At 73.2% G+C, this 15197-nt stretch carries 8 protein-coding genes; 5 read left to right on the top strand and 3 right to left on the bottom strand.

Annotated elements, in window-relative coordinates; translation table 11 throughout:
* The first annotated feature begins 326 nt into the window (after window positions 1–326).
* Together AB0M27_RS35020 and AB0M27_RS35015 are read left to right on the top strand one after the other, a co-directional pair.
* Window positions 327–2402, top strand: coding sequence for an asparagine synthase-related protein (locus tag AB0M27_RS35020; protein WP_365727927.1), 2076 nt, complete (start codon window positions 327–329; stop codon window positions 2400–2402).
* A 312-nt stretch (window positions 2403–2714) separates the two neighbouring features.
* The gene (locus tag AB0M27_RS35015; RefSeq protein ID WP_365727925.1) at window positions 2715–6068 is read left to right on the top strand and encodes a BTAD domain-containing putative transcriptional regulator; all 3354 of its coding nucleotides are present in this window, start codon (window positions 2715–2717) and stop codon (window positions 6066–6068) included.
* Between the two features lie 33 nt (window positions 6069–6101).
* Here AB0M27_RS35015 and AB0M27_RS35010 read toward each other — a convergent pair whose 3' ends face one another.
* Complete coding sequence (locus AB0M27_RS35010; protein ID WP_365727923.1) at window positions 6102–8030, bottom strand: sigma-70 family RNA polymerase sigma factor; 1929 nt, start codon at window positions 8028–8030, stop codon at window positions 6102–6104.
* A gap of 304 nt (window positions 8031–8334) precedes the next feature.
* Window positions 8335–9111: a helix-turn-helix domain-containing protein gene (locus tag AB0M27_RS35005; protein ID WP_365727920.1), complete on the bottom strand. Its 777-nt coding sequence runs from the start codon at window positions 9109–9111 to the stop codon at window positions 8335–8337.
* 375 nt (window positions 9112–9486) lie between these two features.
* Here AB0M27_RS35005 and AB0M27_RS35000 point away from each other — a divergent pair, with 375 nt between their 5' ends.
* Together AB0M27_RS35000 and AB0M27_RS34995 are read left to right on the top strand one after the other, a co-directional pair.
* Window positions 9487–10866 (top strand): NAD(P)/FAD-dependent oxidoreductase, encoded by a 1380-nt coding sequence (locus tag AB0M27_RS35000; protein WP_365727918.1) that lies wholly within the window; start codon window positions 9487–9489, stop codon window positions 10864–10866.
* A 132-nt stretch (window positions 10867–10998) separates the two neighbouring features.
* Window positions 10999–12645: a SpoIIE family protein phosphatase gene (locus tag AB0M27_RS34995; RefSeq protein ID WP_365727917.1), complete on the top strand. Its 1647-nt coding sequence runs from the start codon at window positions 10999–11001 to the stop codon at window positions 12643–12645.
* A gap of 171 nt (window positions 12646–12816) precedes the next feature.
* On the opposite strand, the gene AB0M27_RS34990 is transcribed toward AB0M27_RS34995, so the two are convergent.
* Window positions 12817–14106 carry an MFS transporter gene (locus AB0M27_RS34990; protein ID WP_365727914.1) on the bottom strand — a complete coding sequence of 430 codons (1290 nt, stop codon included), beginning with the start codon at window positions 14104–14106 and terminating at the stop codon, window positions 12817–12819.
* 110 nt (window positions 14107–14216) lie between these two features.
* Between AB0M27_RS34990 and AB0M27_RS34985 the strand changes: the two genes are divergently transcribed.
* Complete coding sequence (locus AB0M27_RS34985; RefSeq protein WP_067115199.1) at window positions 14217–14768, top strand: MarR family transcriptional regulator; 552 nt, start codon at window positions 14217–14219, stop codon at window positions 14766–14768.
* Window positions 14769–15197: the final 429 nt, after the last annotated feature.

The following is a 15197-nucleotide window of genomic DNA, read 5'->3' as shown; positions in this document are numbered from 1 at the left end:
TCCCGGACTGTGCGCGTGTCCGCGCCGCCGCGCTCTCCGCAGGCCTGTACGGAGCGTGCTCAAATTCCGTTCCGCTCAACATATTTGGCTGAAAATCACTCCCGTCCACTGCGGTTGACATGCGCTCCGACCATGCAACTTGAAGGCGTGAAGGGCGTCTTGGGGGAGCGTACGGGGGGCGCATTCGAGTCGCACCGCCCGCATGCCCGCCGGGCATTTCCCTCGATCGAAGCCGGTGCCGCCGCCCCTCCACAACGCGTCTCTCGTGGCAGCATGGGGATCCGGTTCGTGTGGTGCACGGTTGTCCACAGCCTGTGGAGGCGTCGATGCGGTGGTTGGTGGGTTGGAGCAGCACCGCCGCGGGCGTCGCCGGGATCGGCTCCGCGGGTGCCACCGGCTACGAGGGCGAGACCCTGCACCCGGTCGGCTCCCAACTCCTGTGGGGCGACCCGGATCCGCTCTGGGCCGTCGGCGACTGGCGCACGGACGAGGTGCGCGTGGTGAAGGCCGACGGGGACAACCGCATCGCCGTCCTCGGCATCTGCGGCGCCTCCGACGAGGAGCTGCGGCGCGGCCTGTTCACCGCGCGTGGGGGCGCACTGCGCCATCTGACGACCTGGCCGGGCAGCTACACGGCCGTCGCCAAGGTCGGCCGCCGCATCACCGTCTGCGGCGATCTCGCGGGCGCCCGCCCGGTGTTCCACACCCCCTGGGCCGGCGGCACCGCCTACGCCACCGCAGCGCTGCCCCTCGCCGACCTCATCGAGGCCAACCTCGACTTCGGCCACCTGGCCGCCCTGCTCGCCGCCCCGGACGTGCCGGCCGCGCTGCGCGACACCACCCCGTACGAGGGCGTACGGCGGGTTCCGCCGGGACACGCGCTCGTGCTGCGCGCCGGGGCGCGGGAGATCGCCGGGTACGAGCCGGTCGCCTCCCTCGCCGTGGCCGCGCCCCCGGCCGACCCCGACCGCGCTGTGGACGCCGTACGGGACGCGCTGGTGGAGGCGGTCCGCACCCGGCTCTCGGCGCCCCGGCACGTGCCCGACCTCGACCCCGGTCCGGTGCCGGGCATGGGCCCGGCCGAGCGGCGGGCCCGGCGCGGGATGCCCCTGCCCGGCATCGGCGCCGACCTCTCCGGCGGCCCCGCCTCCGGCACCCTCGCGCTGTTGGCCGCCGGGCTGCCCGGCAGACCCGGCACGCTCCTCGGCCACGGCACGGGCGCGGGCGAACGGCTCCTCGCCGTCACCTTCAACGACCTGGCCGTCGGCGGCCGCGAGGCCGAACTGGAACGCGCCGGCGCCCTCGCCGCCAACCCGCGCCTGCACCACGTCGTCGTCACCGGCGCCGAGGAGACCCTGCCGTACGCCGAACTCGACGGCCCCCTGACCGACGAACCCGGACCCTCGCTGGTCACCGCCGCCCGGCACCGCGCCCGGCTCGCCGCCGGCAGCGCCGACCACTTCACCGGCCACGGCGCCCGCCAGGTCCTGGACGCCCACCCCGCCCGTCTCGCCGACCTCCTGATGGACCGCAAACGGCGCCATCTGGTGCGCCCGGTCGCCGCGCTCGCCAAGGCCGACGGCTCGGTGATGGTCCCCGCGCGCGTGTACGGCGCCGCCCGCCGGCTCGCCCGTACGCCCTACCGGACCGGCCTGGAGGTGCTGGCCGAGCGGCTGATGCGGCGCCACTTCGACGAGCCGGGGGGAGCGGTCGGCGCGTCCCTCGCCGCGCTGACCTGGGCCAGACCCGGACCGGCGGCCCGCTGGCTGACGGGGGAGGCGCTGGCCGAAGTATCGGTTCTGCTGCAGGCGGAGGCGGGCCGCTCGGCAACCGGCGCCCAGCGTCCCGGCGAGTACCGCGCGCGTGCCGCCCTCGCCCGCCACGCCGCCGACCTGCGCGTCCTGGAACAGGCCGCCGAGGTCCGCTCCCAGCGCCTGCACGCGCCGTTCCTCGACAACCAGGTCGTACGCGCCTGCCGCGCCCTCCCGGAAGCGCTCCGCGTCCAACCAGGTGCCCGCTCCTCCATCCTCCGTACGGTCCTGGAGGGCGCCGGTGTCACCGACCTCCCGCCCGGCTGGGGCGCCCCCTCCCACGCCTCCTCGGCGGCGGCCGCACGCGCGGGCCTGCGCGTGGCGGCCGACCCGCTCCAAGACCTCTTCTCCACGCCCCTGCTGGCCGACGCCGGCCTGGTGGAGGCCCGCGTCATCCGCAAGGCCCTGCGCGACGCCGCCGCCGGCGACCCCCTCCCCCTCGACGGCCTCGCCGACCTCATCTCCCTCGAACTCTGGCTCCACCGCCTCCTGTCCCGCCGGGGGACGTGCTGGACGGGAACACCGGCACGCGCGCGTGCCGTGCCCTCCGGGATCCAGCCGAGGAGGGACGCTCTGGCCTCCGGCGCGTGACGGCTGGGGTGCTGTCCCCGCCCTACTGGGGGCTGCCGCCCCCCAGGCCCCCGCGGGGGTGATTCCCGCCGTCTGCCGGCTGCGGCCGGTGGCGGCTGGTCGCGCAGTTCCCCGCGCCCCTTACGAGGCGTTCATCGCCGCCGTCGCCTGCGGGTCGCCATGTCGCCGTAGCTGCTGGGGGTACCCCCTCTTGGGGAGGCACCTCTCAGCGAGCAGCGCCTGACCCCTGGCCGGCCCCAGCGCGGGGCACCGATCAGGCACCGCTGACGAAACCCCCGTGCCCCACCCCGAGTCCCCCGCGACAATGACCGGGTGCGGTACAGAATTCTGGGCGTAGCCCAAGCAGCGGACGACGAGGGCACCCCCGTACCCATCGGCGGCCGACGCCTCCGCACACTCCTGACCGCCCTGGCCCTCCGCCCATCCCGCCCCACCACCCCCGAAACGCTGATCGACGAGATCTGGGCGGACGACCCGCCGCAGGACGCCCCCGCCGCCCTCCAGGCCCTGGTCGGCCGCCTCCGCCGCATCCTCGGCCGCCACACCGTCGCCTCCATCCCGGGCGGCTACCGCCTCGAGGCGACCGAGGACGACGTGGACCTGTACGTCTTCGAACGCCTCGTCGACGCCGGCACCAAGGCCCTCACCACCGGCGACCCGGCCACCGCCGACCGCATCCTCACCGAGGCCCTCGCCCTCTGGCACGGCCCCGCCCTCGCCGACCTCCCCGACCGCACCGCCGCCACCCGCCCGGAGGCCCGGCGCCTGGAGGCCACCCGCGCCCGTGCCGCCGCCGCCCTCGACCTCGGCCGCGCCCCGGACGTCGTACCGGAGCTCACGGAACTCACCACGGCCCACCCGTTGGACGAGCCCCTGCACGCCCTGCTCATCCGCGCCCTGCGCGACAGCGGCCGCCCCGCCGACGCCCTCGCCGCGTACGAGTCCGCCCGCCGCACCCTCGCCGACACCCTCGGCACCGACCCGGGCCCGGAACTCAGAGCGCTGCACGCGTCGTTGCTCGGACAGCAGGAACAACAGCCACAGCCACAGCCACAGCCACAGCCACCGAAGTCACCGACGCCGCCGGCTCCCGTTCAACCGCCCGAGCGCACCGGCAATCTCCGCCCCCGCCTGACGTCCTTCGTCGGGCGGGAACCAGAACTCGAAGCCATTCGTTCGGACTTGCACAGGGCCCGCCTGGTCACGCTCACCGGACCGGGCGGCTCGGGAAAGACCCGCCTCGCCGAGGAGGCCGCCGCGGGGCTCCCGCAGGCATGGCTGGTCGAGCTGGCCCCGCTCGACCATCCGGAGGCGGTGCCCGGCGCCGTGGTCAGCGCGCTCGGTCTGCGCGAGACCGTGCTGCGGACCAACGAGCTGGCGACCCCGCAGGCCGACCCCGTCGCCCTGCTGATCGAGTACTGCGCCCCGCGCAGCCAACTTCTGATCCTTGACAACTGCGAACATGTCATCGGCGCGGCCGCCGCCCTCGCCGAGACCCTCCTCACCCACTGCCCGGGGCTCACGATCCTCGCGACCAGCCGTGAACCCCTGGGCGTCCCCGGTGAGTCGGTGCGCCCGGTCGAGCCCCTGGTCCCGGAGCAGGCGCACCGCCTGTTCGGCGAGCGCGCGAAGGCCGTCCGTCCCGACGCCGACGCGGTGCTCGCCGACACCGGGGCCGTGGCGGAGATCTGCCGCCGCCTGGACGGGCTGCCGCTCGCCATCGAGCTGGCCGCGGCCCGGCTCAGGCTGCTGACCGCGCGGCAGATCGCCGACCGGCTCGACGACCGCTTCCGCCTGCTCACCTCCGGCAGCCGTACGGTCCTGCCCCGCCAGCAGACCCTGCGCGCGGTCGTCGACTGGTCCTGGGACCTGCTGGACGAACGCGAGCGCACGGTGCTGCGCGAGGTGTCGGTGTTCGCCGGCGGCTGGGACCTCGCGGCGGCCGAGGCCGTGTGCACCGGCCCGGCGGCCGACCTGGTCGGCGCCCTCGTCGACAAGTCCCTCGTCGTGGCCGCGGCCAGCGGTCCCGACGGCTCCGGCGGCATGCGCTACCGCATGCTGGAGACCATCCACGAGTACGCCACCGAGCGCGCGGTCGAGGTCCCCGGACTGCGCGCCAGGGCCGAGCGGCGGCATCGCGCGTGGGTGCGGGCGCTGGTCGAGGAGGCCGAGCCGCGCCTGCGTTCGGCGGACCAACTTCCCTGGATCTCCCGCCTGGAGACCGAGCTGGACAACATCCGGGCTGCCCTGGACCGCTCCGTACGCGCCGGCGACGAGCCGGAGGCGGGCGCGATCGTCCTGGCCATCGGCTGGTTCTGGTGGCTCCGCAACCACCGACAGGAAGCGGTCGCCTGGGTACGGCTGGTCCTTCGCCTGGGCGTGGCACGGGACGCTCGGTCGGCTTCGGATGCCCCGCCCACCCGCGGCGCCGGCCCCACCGACCTGGTGTCCCTGGTGGAGTCGGCCGATCCGATCGGCGCTTTTCTCGCCGTGCCCGACGGGGAGGCCGGGCATCCGCTGCGGGAGTTGCGGATGGATCTGCGGATGCTCGATCTGTTCCTGACCTCCGAGTCGAGTACCGAGCACCTGGCGGCCGACCCGCGCGCCCCGGAGTACCTCGCGCGCGTCCGCGCCGCCTATGAGCACGGTGGTCCCCGGGCCGCCCGGCTCCCGGGCATCGTGTGGCCGCTGACCGCCTACTACCTGGGCGGCCCGGCGGACGTCGGCCCGGACATGGCCGCCGCCGTGGCCAACTGCCGGGCGTACGGCGGCGACTGGGAGATCGGCGTCTCCCTGATGTTCCGCACCCATGTGATCGTCGACTCCCCGGGCAACCTGCGGGGCGTGGACGAGGACCTGGCCGTGCTGCGGACGCTCAGCCGGCGCGTCGGGGACCGCTGGATGCGGGCCCAGGTGTGCAGCGCGGCCGGCGAGGCGGCCATGGCCCGCGGCAGGTTCGCCGAGGCGCGCGGTGAGTACGAGGAGGCACTGCGCCTGGCCTACGAGGTGGGGGCCTACGCCGAGTCGCCGTTCCTGCTGGCTCGGCTCGCCGAGATCTCCTACCGCTCCGGCGACCCGAAGACCGCGCTGGCCGCCCTGGACGAGGCGGGAGCGGCCGCGGACCGCTACGCGGTGCCGGAGTCGCGTGCCTTCGTACGGCTGCTGCTCGCCCACATCGCCCTGCACGACGGGCAGACCGCCCGTGCCCGCGAGCTGTACGAGGAGACCCGCGCGGCGGCCCGCGGCGGCACCCCACCACCGCAGTTCCAGGCGGCCCTGCGCATCGTCGAGGCGCTTCTCGCCGCCGACGAGTCGGGCCCCGCGCACGGGCTGCCGATCGTCGCCGGGGCGTTGCGCGAGGCCGTGGCCCAGCGGTGCGCCGAGACGATCACGGCGGGGCTGGTGGACATCGCGGCCGGTCTGCGGGCCCGGTGCGGCGATCTGCCGGGTGCGGTCCGGCTGTTCGCCGCCGCGGACCATTGGCGTGACGGTAATCCGCGTCCCGAGCCGGAAGGCCGTGAGGCCGCCCGGGTGCAGGCCGGCGCCCGCGCGACCCTGCCACCCGAGCGGTACGCGGCCGAGCGCGCCCGGGGAGCGTCCCTCGACGTGGCCGACGTGCTGCGCGAGCTCGGCGCCGAGGAGGCGGCCGTCGACCGCGCCCGGTGAGGGACGGCGGCAGCCGCCCACCGGCCTTCCGGCCTACCGGCAGGTGAACCGGGACTCCGCCCAGTCCGCGAGCGCCGCCTGGTCGAAGACGTTGCTGTGCGGCCGTACGACGAGCCGTACGGTCCTGCGCCCGGTGAGGTCCACATGGACGGCCACGGCCTGGTCGCGCCCCTTGACCATCCCGGACTGCCACAGCCGGACCCCGTCGGCCCAGACGGAGAAGGACACCTTGCCGAGGTCGAGCGTCATGTCGTCCACGCCGGCCAGTGCGTCGTATGAGCCGCACTGGCGGTTGAGGGCGATGGTGACGGAGGACTCGCCGTGCACGGTCGCCCCGCGCGCGTACTGCCTGCCGTCGATCGACATGCCGTAGCGCTGCCACACCCAGCTGCTCTCGCCGAGCCGGATCTCGGGCTTGGTGCCGTCGCCCTCGACGTCGTAGCCGAGATCGCTCAGCTCGTAGACGGTGGTCGCCGGCGGCGGAGTGGGCGTCGGGGTCGGCCTGGGCGTCGGCTTCGTTGGGGGCGTCGGCGTCGGCGTCGGCGTCGGGGTGGGCTTGGGCGTCGGGGTGGGCTTGGGCGTCGGCGTCGGGGTGGGTTTCGGTGTGGGCGTCGGTGTCGGGGTGGGGGTCGGCTCGCGTGCGAGCACGACCGGCTCCGGCGAGGGCTTCTTCTTCGACGGGGTCGGCTTCGGCGCCGGGGGCTGCGCGACCGGCGCGGACGGCGTCGGCTTGGCGACCTCCTTCGCCGGCGGATGGCTGTCGTTCACCAGGGCCAGTACCACCGCGGCGGCGGCCACCGCGACCACACCGGCTGCGATCCCCGCCTTCGCCGGTGCCCAGACCCCCTCCGAGGCCGCGGCACCGCCCGCACCGCCGGCCCCGCCGGACGACGACCCGGTGGCCGCGGCGGCGGCACCCGCCGCCCCCGCCCCGGCGCTGCCGGCGATGACGCCGAGCGCCTTGGCGTACCCGGCGGCCCCGAACCAGCCGATGACCGCGACCGGGACGACACCGGGGATACCGCCGGCGACCTCTTCGATCTGCGTGGCCGCCAGCCGGCACTTGGCGCATTCCTCCAGGTGCTTGCGCAGGCCCCGTTCGGCGCGGATACGCAGTTTGCGCCGGGCGTAGGTGCCGAGCTGGTCGGCGTAGCGGGCGCACTCCTCGTCACCGGCGAGGGAGGCGCTGACGTGGGCCTGGAGATAGGCCTGCTTCAGCCCCTCGCGGGCGCGGCTCGCCAGCACGCGCGTGCCGTTGGCGTCCAGCCCGAAGAGCACGGCCACTTCGCTCGGGGACTCGTCCTCCACCTCGGTGTGCCACAGCACGGCCTGCCAGCGCTCGGGCAGCGAGCGGAAGGCCCGCATCGCCATGGACTGCTCGGCCTCGTGCATCGCGCGCACATCGGCGCCGAGGTCCAGGCCCGCTCCGAAGGAGCCAGTGGGCGCAGTGGCGTCGGACGCTTCGGAGGCGCGCGAGGCCTGCTGGGCGAAGACGGCGAAGTCGTCCACGAGTTGCTCGCGCCGGGCGGACTTGGTCCAGTGCGCGGCGACGCGTCGCACGGAGGTCAGCAGATAGGCCCGCACGGCGTGCTCGGGCCCCGATCCGCCGCGCACCGCCTGCAGCATCCGGGCGAAGACCTCGGCCGTCAGGTCGTCGGCGGTGTGCCCGTCCCGGCAGCAGGTGCGCGCATACCGCCGTACGGCGTCCGCATGCCGCCGATAGAGCTCCTCGTACGCGGAGTCGTCACCGCCGCGCATCCGCTCGATCAGCTCGCCGTCGTCGGGCGGCACCTCCCGGGGCGGCGGCAGCACGCTGCCGTCACGCTGGGCGGGCACGCTCTTCTCGCTCCGCCCGCCGGTGGAAGCCGGACGCCCGCCCTGATTCGGCACCTGGGGCGGGGTCAGGCCGGCGGCGGCCTCCGCGCTCGCGTCGCGTGACTCGTCCCACCCGTCAACGCCCATCGCGGAAAGCCCCCGACACCGGTCCAGCCCAACCCGTCACCGGCTCAGGGTGCCACATGGTTTTTTGTTCAAGGTCCCTATGTTCGCGGCATCCACTCATCCGAGGGTTCTTGTCAGCACAAACCCCCGACCACCACTCGGATGAGGGAGCCGAAGTTCCCCAGGGGCGCGGGCCCGTGTCGGAATGCGGCTCCGCCGGGTGGGCGCGACAAGCCACGACGGACCCGCAGCCCGACGACTACGGGTCCACCCACCCCGAACCGCCTACAAGGCACCCACCCGCGGCCGCCGACGGCGGGACCCCCTACGCGGGACGCGACCGCAACCCCTCCAGCAAGATGTCCAGCAACCGAGCCGAAGCCGCCGCCTGCTGCGCGGCATCCGGCAGAGACGGCGCCGCCGTGGCGATCACCAGCAGCACATCCCCCACGGACACATCCGCCCGCAGCTCACCGGCCGCCCGAGCCCGGTCGACCAACTGCCCGACCACATCGAGCAACGCCCCGACCCCGCTGTCGTCGGCGGCCCCGGAGGCCTCCCCGGGCACCAGCCGAAGCTCACCGGCCGCCGGCTGCGCCCGCTGCTGAGGCACCCGAGCCTCCTCGGCGGACGTCACGCCCGAACCACCCGACTCGGCGGAACCGGCGGAGCCGACCCGCAGAACCTGCGGCGGCAGCAACCGCCCCGCCCCCGACGCCACGGACGTCCGCAGGAACCGGGACAGCGCCGACCACGGCTCGTCCTCCTGCCCGAGCGCGGCCCGGGCCTGTTCGGTCAGCCGGGCGGTCTCCTCCTCGGCTATCCGCCGGACCAGCACGTCCTTGCTGGGAAAGCGCCGGTACACCGTGCCGACACCCACCCGGGCCCGCCGGGCCACGTCCTCCATCGGCGCGCCGTATCCCAGCTCGCCGAAGACCTCACGCGCCGCACGCAGCACGTGCTCCAGATTGCGCTGTGCGTCCACCCGCAGCGGGGCCGTACGCGCCGCGTCCGCGCGTCCGTTGCCCACCGCCGCGCTCATCGTTCCGCCACCCGGTGCGATGGCAGCTGCAGATGACCAATGCGTGTTCTGAACATGCATGTGTTCCCCCGGTAATGACGTCTCCCCCCGGAGACTCCCCGCGTGTGATCCGAAGTGCGTGGAACTGACGTCGTTCTCGACCGGGTCCGCCCGTCGCGGCACCCGTTCGAGCACATTCCCTACACCCCGTTGTCACACGAACATAGTTGAGAGGAAGTCAATTCAGAAGGGGCAGGTTCCGCACAGTGCGCCCCCCGATCGGAGTACGGGTCTCGTACATCCCGTTTCCGCACCTTCGCGCCCCATCGCCAGCCCCTGCTGACCTGCCCCCTTTCGTCCCGTCCCGGCACCGTGCCCGGCCCCACGCACATCCGGCCGCCAGTCACACAAATTGCCGGGGCTGTGGACAAACAACAGCGCCGGGTGCGTCATGGGATGGTGAAGGAACGTGCGCGCATTCTGGTTGTCGGCGGCGGCTACGTCGGGATGTACACGGCACTGCGTCTGCAGCGGAAGCTGAAGGGCGAGCTCAGGCGGGGTGACGTCGACATCACCATCGTCACTCCCGACCCCTACATGACGTACCAGCCGTTCCTTCCGGAGGCGGCCGCGGGTTCGATCTCGCCTCGCCATGTCGTCGTACCGCTGCGTCGCGTCCTAAACCACTGTCATGTCGTCGTCGGCGAGGTGACGTCCATCGACCACGCGGTGCGCACCGCCGCCGTCCGCACCCTCGCCACCGCCGAGGAGGGAAAACCGGCCGAACTCCTCGGTTACGACGAGCTCGTGCTGGCCCCCGGCTCGATCTCCCGCACGCTGCCCATCCCCGGCCTCGCCGAGTACGGCATCGGCTTCAAGACCGTCGAAGAGGCCATCGGCCTGCGCAACCACGTCATCGAGCAGATGGACATCGCCTCCTCCACCCGCGACCCCGCGATCCGCGACGCGGCCCTCACCTTCGTCTTCGTCGGCGGCGGCTACGCGGGTGTGGAGGCGCTCGCCGAACTGGAGGACATGGCCCGCTACGCCGCGCGCTACTACCACAACGTCCGCCCCGAGGACATGAAGTGGATCCTCGTGGAGGCCTCCGACCGCATCCTCCCCGAGGTCGGCGAGGAAATGGGTCGCTACACCGTCACCCAGCTGCGCCGCCGCAACATCCAGGTGCTCCTCGAAACCCGCCTGGACTCCTGCGCCGACCGCGTCGCCATCCTCAGCGACGGCCAGCGTTTCCCGACCCGTACGGTCGTGTGGACGGCCGGCGTCAAGCCCAGCCCCCTGCTCGCCGCCACCGACCTGCCGCTCACCGCGCGCGGCCGGCTGAAATGCACCGCCCAGCTGACCGTCGACGGTACGGAGCACGCCTGGGCGGCCGGAGACGCGGCGGCCGTACCCGACGTCACCGCCGCCGCACCCGGCACCGAGACCGCGCCCAACGCCCAGCACGCCGTCCGCCAGGCCTGGACCCTCGGCGACAACATCGCCCACGCACTGCGCGGCGAGCCCCTGGAGACGTACGCCCACAAGTACGTCGGCTCCGTCGCCTCCCTCGGCCTGCACGAGGGCGTCGCCCAGGTCTACGGACGCAAGCTGAAGGGCTACCCTGCCTGGTTCATGCACCGCGTCTACCACCTCAGCAGGGTGCCCACCTTCAACCGAAAGGCCCGTGTCCTGGCGGAATGGACCCTCGCCGGGCTGTTCAAGAGGGAGATCGTCTCGCTCGGTTCGCTCGAACATCCGCGAGCGGAGTTCGAACTCGCTGCCGGTGGAAAGCCTCCTCACAGCCCCTCGGACGACCCGAAGGGGTCGTCCTGACCGGACCCAGGAACTCCACGGCCCGCCCAGGCGTCTGACGGATGTCGCCGCGGCTTGCCCCCTGCCAGACTGCCCCACGTCCTCGGACGGGTCACCCGCCCGCCCTTAAGCACCCACGAGGCTTCTTCCCAAGTGAACTTCACGCGCTGGAGCGCCCGGCTCCCCGGAACGCAGCGCCGCGCCGCCGCGCGGACCGAGACCCCGGTCTCCCCGGACCGGCGGGGGGAGGGCTCCGTCCCGGCGGCCCGCGCCGGGCAGCCCGCCGACGGCACACCCCTGGTGCCCGCCGTCGACGAACTGCCCGCGCGAGACGTCCTCGACCGTGTCCCGGCCCTGGTCGCCCTGGTGCACGGCCCCGACCACCGCATCGCGTACGTGAACGACGCCTACGTGGCGGCCTTCGGCGTACGGCCCATGGGCACCCCCGCCCGCGAGGCGCTGCCCGAACTCGCCGAACTGGGCCTGCTCCCGCTCCTCGACCAGGTGCTGCGCAGCGGCAAGCCCCGCACCCTGAAGTCCCGCAAGGCCGTGGACGGCCGCTCGTACACCTTCACCTGCACTCCGGTCGACAAGGGCGGCGACCGCGACGGCGGCGTGCTCGTCTTCGCCACCGACGTCACCGACCACGCCGAGGCCGCCGAACGGCTGCGCGCCAGCGAGCGCCGCCAGCGCGAGACGGCGGTGACCCTCCAGCGCTCCCTGCTTCCGCAGGAACTGGAGGAACCCGACGACCTGCGCATCGCCGCCACCTACCAGCCCGGCGGCACCGAGGCCGCGGTCGGCGGCGACTGGTACGACGTGATCACCCTGGGCGGCGGCCGCACGGCCCTGGTGATCGGCGACGTCATGGGCCGGGGTGTGCGGGCGGCGGCGGTCATGGGTCAGTTGCGTACGGCCGTCCGCGCCTACGCCCGCCTCGACCTCCCCCCGCACGAGGTGCTCCAGTTGCTGGACGGCCTGGCCACCGAGATCGACGCCAACCAGATCGCCACCTGCGCCTACGCCGTCCACGACCCCAACGAGGGCCGGCTGGTGTACGCCTCCGCCGGGCACCTGCCGATCCTGGTCCGCGACGAGAACGGCACCGTCTCCCGCGCCGACGAGCCCACCGGCCCGCCACTCGGCACCGGCGGCTGGATGCACGCCTCCGGCTCCATCGCCCTCGGCCCGGGCTCCACGGCCGTCCTCTACACGGACGGCCTGGTCGAACGCCGCGACGAGGACCTGGACGAGGGCATCGCGGCCCTCGAAGGCGCCCTCGCCGGCGCGACCGGCACCCCACAGGTCATCTGCGACCGCCTGGTCCGCTCGGCCGGTGTCACCGCCGACCACGACGACGACGTCGCCGTACTCGTCCTCCAGCACCCCGCCCGTACGGGCCCCGACGGCGACCTCTTCCGCAACGCGGCCCTGGAACTCCTCGGCGGCGTGGAGGCGGCCCCACGCGCGCGTGCGTTCGCCTCCGGCGTGCTGACGAGCTGGCGCTTCCCGGCCGAGCTGCACGATCTCGGTGTGCTCGCCGCGAGCGAGCTCGTCGCCAACTCGCTCCAGCACGGCACGCCCCCCATGCGCCTGCGGCTCCGCCGCACCGACCGCCGCCTGATCATCGAGGTGACGGACGGGGACGACCACCTTCCCCGACGCCGGCGAGCGGAACCGGGGGACGAGTCCGGCCGGGGCATCGCCATCGTGGCGACGATCGCGTCGAACTGGGGCTGCCGCAGAACGCCTGGCGGCGGCAAGGCCGTGTGGTGCGAGTTCGTACTGCCGAAGAGCTAGACGCCGTTCGGGGTTCTGCCCGTTGCCGGGTGCGGGGGCGTGGTGGGCTGCTCGCGCAGTTCCCCGCGCCCCTGGGAAGCTGCAGTCCCGTCGCTTCGAGGCGCTCGCCGCCGCAGCGGCACCTCTCAGCGAGCAGCGCCCCACAGGTGCCCAGCCACAGCACCGGGTGCCTTACGCCTCCGCGGCCACCGGCTCCGCAGGCGCCCCACCCCGGGCAACCACCAGGCTCCCGCGCGCCGGCCACGGCCGGTCCTGGACGGGGGTGAGCCGCCGCCCCAGCCGCAGCGCAAGCACCGTGATCCCCAGCGAGAACAGCAGGAAGGTCACGACGTACGGCGCGTGCAGCGAGGCACCCAGCGGACCGCCCACCGCCGGACCGACGGCCAGCGCCAACTGCTTGACCAGCGCAAACGCAGAGTTGTACTGCCCGGCCATCCCCTCGGGAGCCAAGTCGGCGACCAGCGGCGCGACGGTCGGCGACAGCATCGCCTCACCCAGCCCGAACAGCGCGTAGGTCGAGACGAAGGCGGCGGTGGCCATCTCCTGGCTGCCGTGCCCCAGCCCCGCGTACCCGGCGGCCAGCCAGGCCATGGCCCAGATCAGACCGACACCGGCGATGACCCGGGACCGCCGACGACGCTCCACGAACTTCAGCACGGCGAACTGGGCGACCACGATCATCAACGTGTTCGCGGCCAAGGCCGTCCCCAGCGCGGAGGTGGATATCCCGGCGGCCTCGACACCGTAGGCGCTCAGCCCGGACTCGAACTGGCCGTAGCAGGCGAAGAACAGCACGAAGCCCAGCACGCACAGCTGCACCATGGCCCGGTTCCCGAGCAGCTGCTTCCAGCTGCCCTTCGCCGACCGCGCGGGCGCGTCCTCGATCCGCGGCGAGTGAGGCATCCGCACGGTCGCCATCACGCCGACCAGCAGCAGGAACATCGCCGCCTCGATCGTGAACAGCAGCGTGAACGACGACACGCGCGTGGTGTCGACGAGATGACCGCCGATGAAGCCGCCTACACCGAGCCCCAGGTTCTGCAGGAAGAACTGCATCGCGAACGCCCGCGACCGCGTGTCGGCCGTGGAGCAGTCCACGATCATCGTCGCCAGCGCCGGCTGCATCACGGCCTGCCCGGCACCGAGCGCCGCGGCCGACAGCAGTACGGCGGTGGCGTTGCCCGCGAGCCCCAGGCTCAGCGCGCCGAGCGCGGCGGTGACCAGAGCGGCGAGCAGAACCGGCAGCGGGCCGCGCCGCACGATCGCCCTGCCGGCGAACGGCAGCACGATCAGCGCGGCCACGGCGAAGACGGCGAGCACGAGTCCGGCCGTCATGGCTCCCAGGCCCCGCACCTGCGCCACATAGACGTACAGGTAGGGGACGGTGAAGCCGAGCCCGAACGCGCTGAGTGCGTTGCCCACGTGGATCCGGCGCATCGCTGCGCCCATCGCCCTGGTCACGTTCACCTCTCTCACTAGTTAGACCTGAAGACTTCAAACCTAAAGTTCGAAGCTAAAGATTACACATGGAAGGACTTCAATGCAAAGCACCCACGTGCGATACTGCGGCCATGGCCGACACCGCCCCTGACGTCACGGAGCCGACGCTCGAAGAGCAGATCGCCGCCTACCAGCGCGAGTTCCAGGACCTCGACCCCCAGGTCGAGAAGATCGTGTCGGCGCTGTCCCGGCTCAACCGCCGCATGAACGTCGCCTACGGCCGCCAGACCTCCGCCCTCGGCATCAGCAACGCGGAGTGGGAGGTGCTCAAGGCGCTGGTCCTCTCCGGCGCCCCCTACCGCATGGGCCCCAGCGACCTCGCCAAGCGGCTCGGCCTCACGCCGGCCGCGATGACCCACCGGATCGACCGCATGGTCACCGAGGGACTCGTCACCCGGGAGCGCGACGAGTCCAACCGAGTCCGGGTGATCGTCGAGCTGACCCCCGAGGGCCGGGAGAAGTGGCTGGAGGCCATGCGCCTGGCGACCGTCTTCGAGGAGGACCTGCTCCAGGACCTCACGCCGGCGGAGCGCGGGGTGCTCGGCGAGGTCCTGACCAGGCTCCTGCGCCGGGTGGAGCACGCCCAGCCGGACGCCGGCGGCCGGCTCAGCGACCTCGACTGAGGCCTCCGTAAAAGATCTTGACAGGGGGTGTTGACACGCCCCTGGGTGATCCGTAAAGTTCTTCGGGTTGCCACGGAGCCGTAACGGTTCTTCGGTAGCACTCAGCCGCCCCGAGCGGCACCTCACATCATCAGCACGATCTCCCGGACGGGTTCTTTTCGGCGTGCCCGAATTCAATTCGAATGGAAGCCCGGCGGCCCGATTGGGAATCGCCGAGCGGATCCGCTAAGGTTTGAGACGTCGGAACGGCCCAACGGCCGGGAAGACGAGCCCCCCTGACTGGGAGTCAGACGCCGAAAGGATCTGATAGAGTCGGAACCGCCGGAAAGGGAAACCGCGAGAAAACGCGGGGAACCTGGAAAGCACCGAGGAAATCGGGTCGAGAAAAGATCTGATAGAGTCGGAAACACCGAAGGGAAGCGCCCGGAG

This window comes from Streptomyces sp. NPDC052107 (assembly GCF_040680215.1).
Classification (GTDB): Bacteria; Actinomycetota; Actinomycetes; order Streptomycetales; family Streptomycetaceae; genus Streptomyces.
The sequence above is the reverse complement of the archived record's forward strand: the minus strand, read 5'-3'. Positions and strand labels throughout refer to the sequence as shown.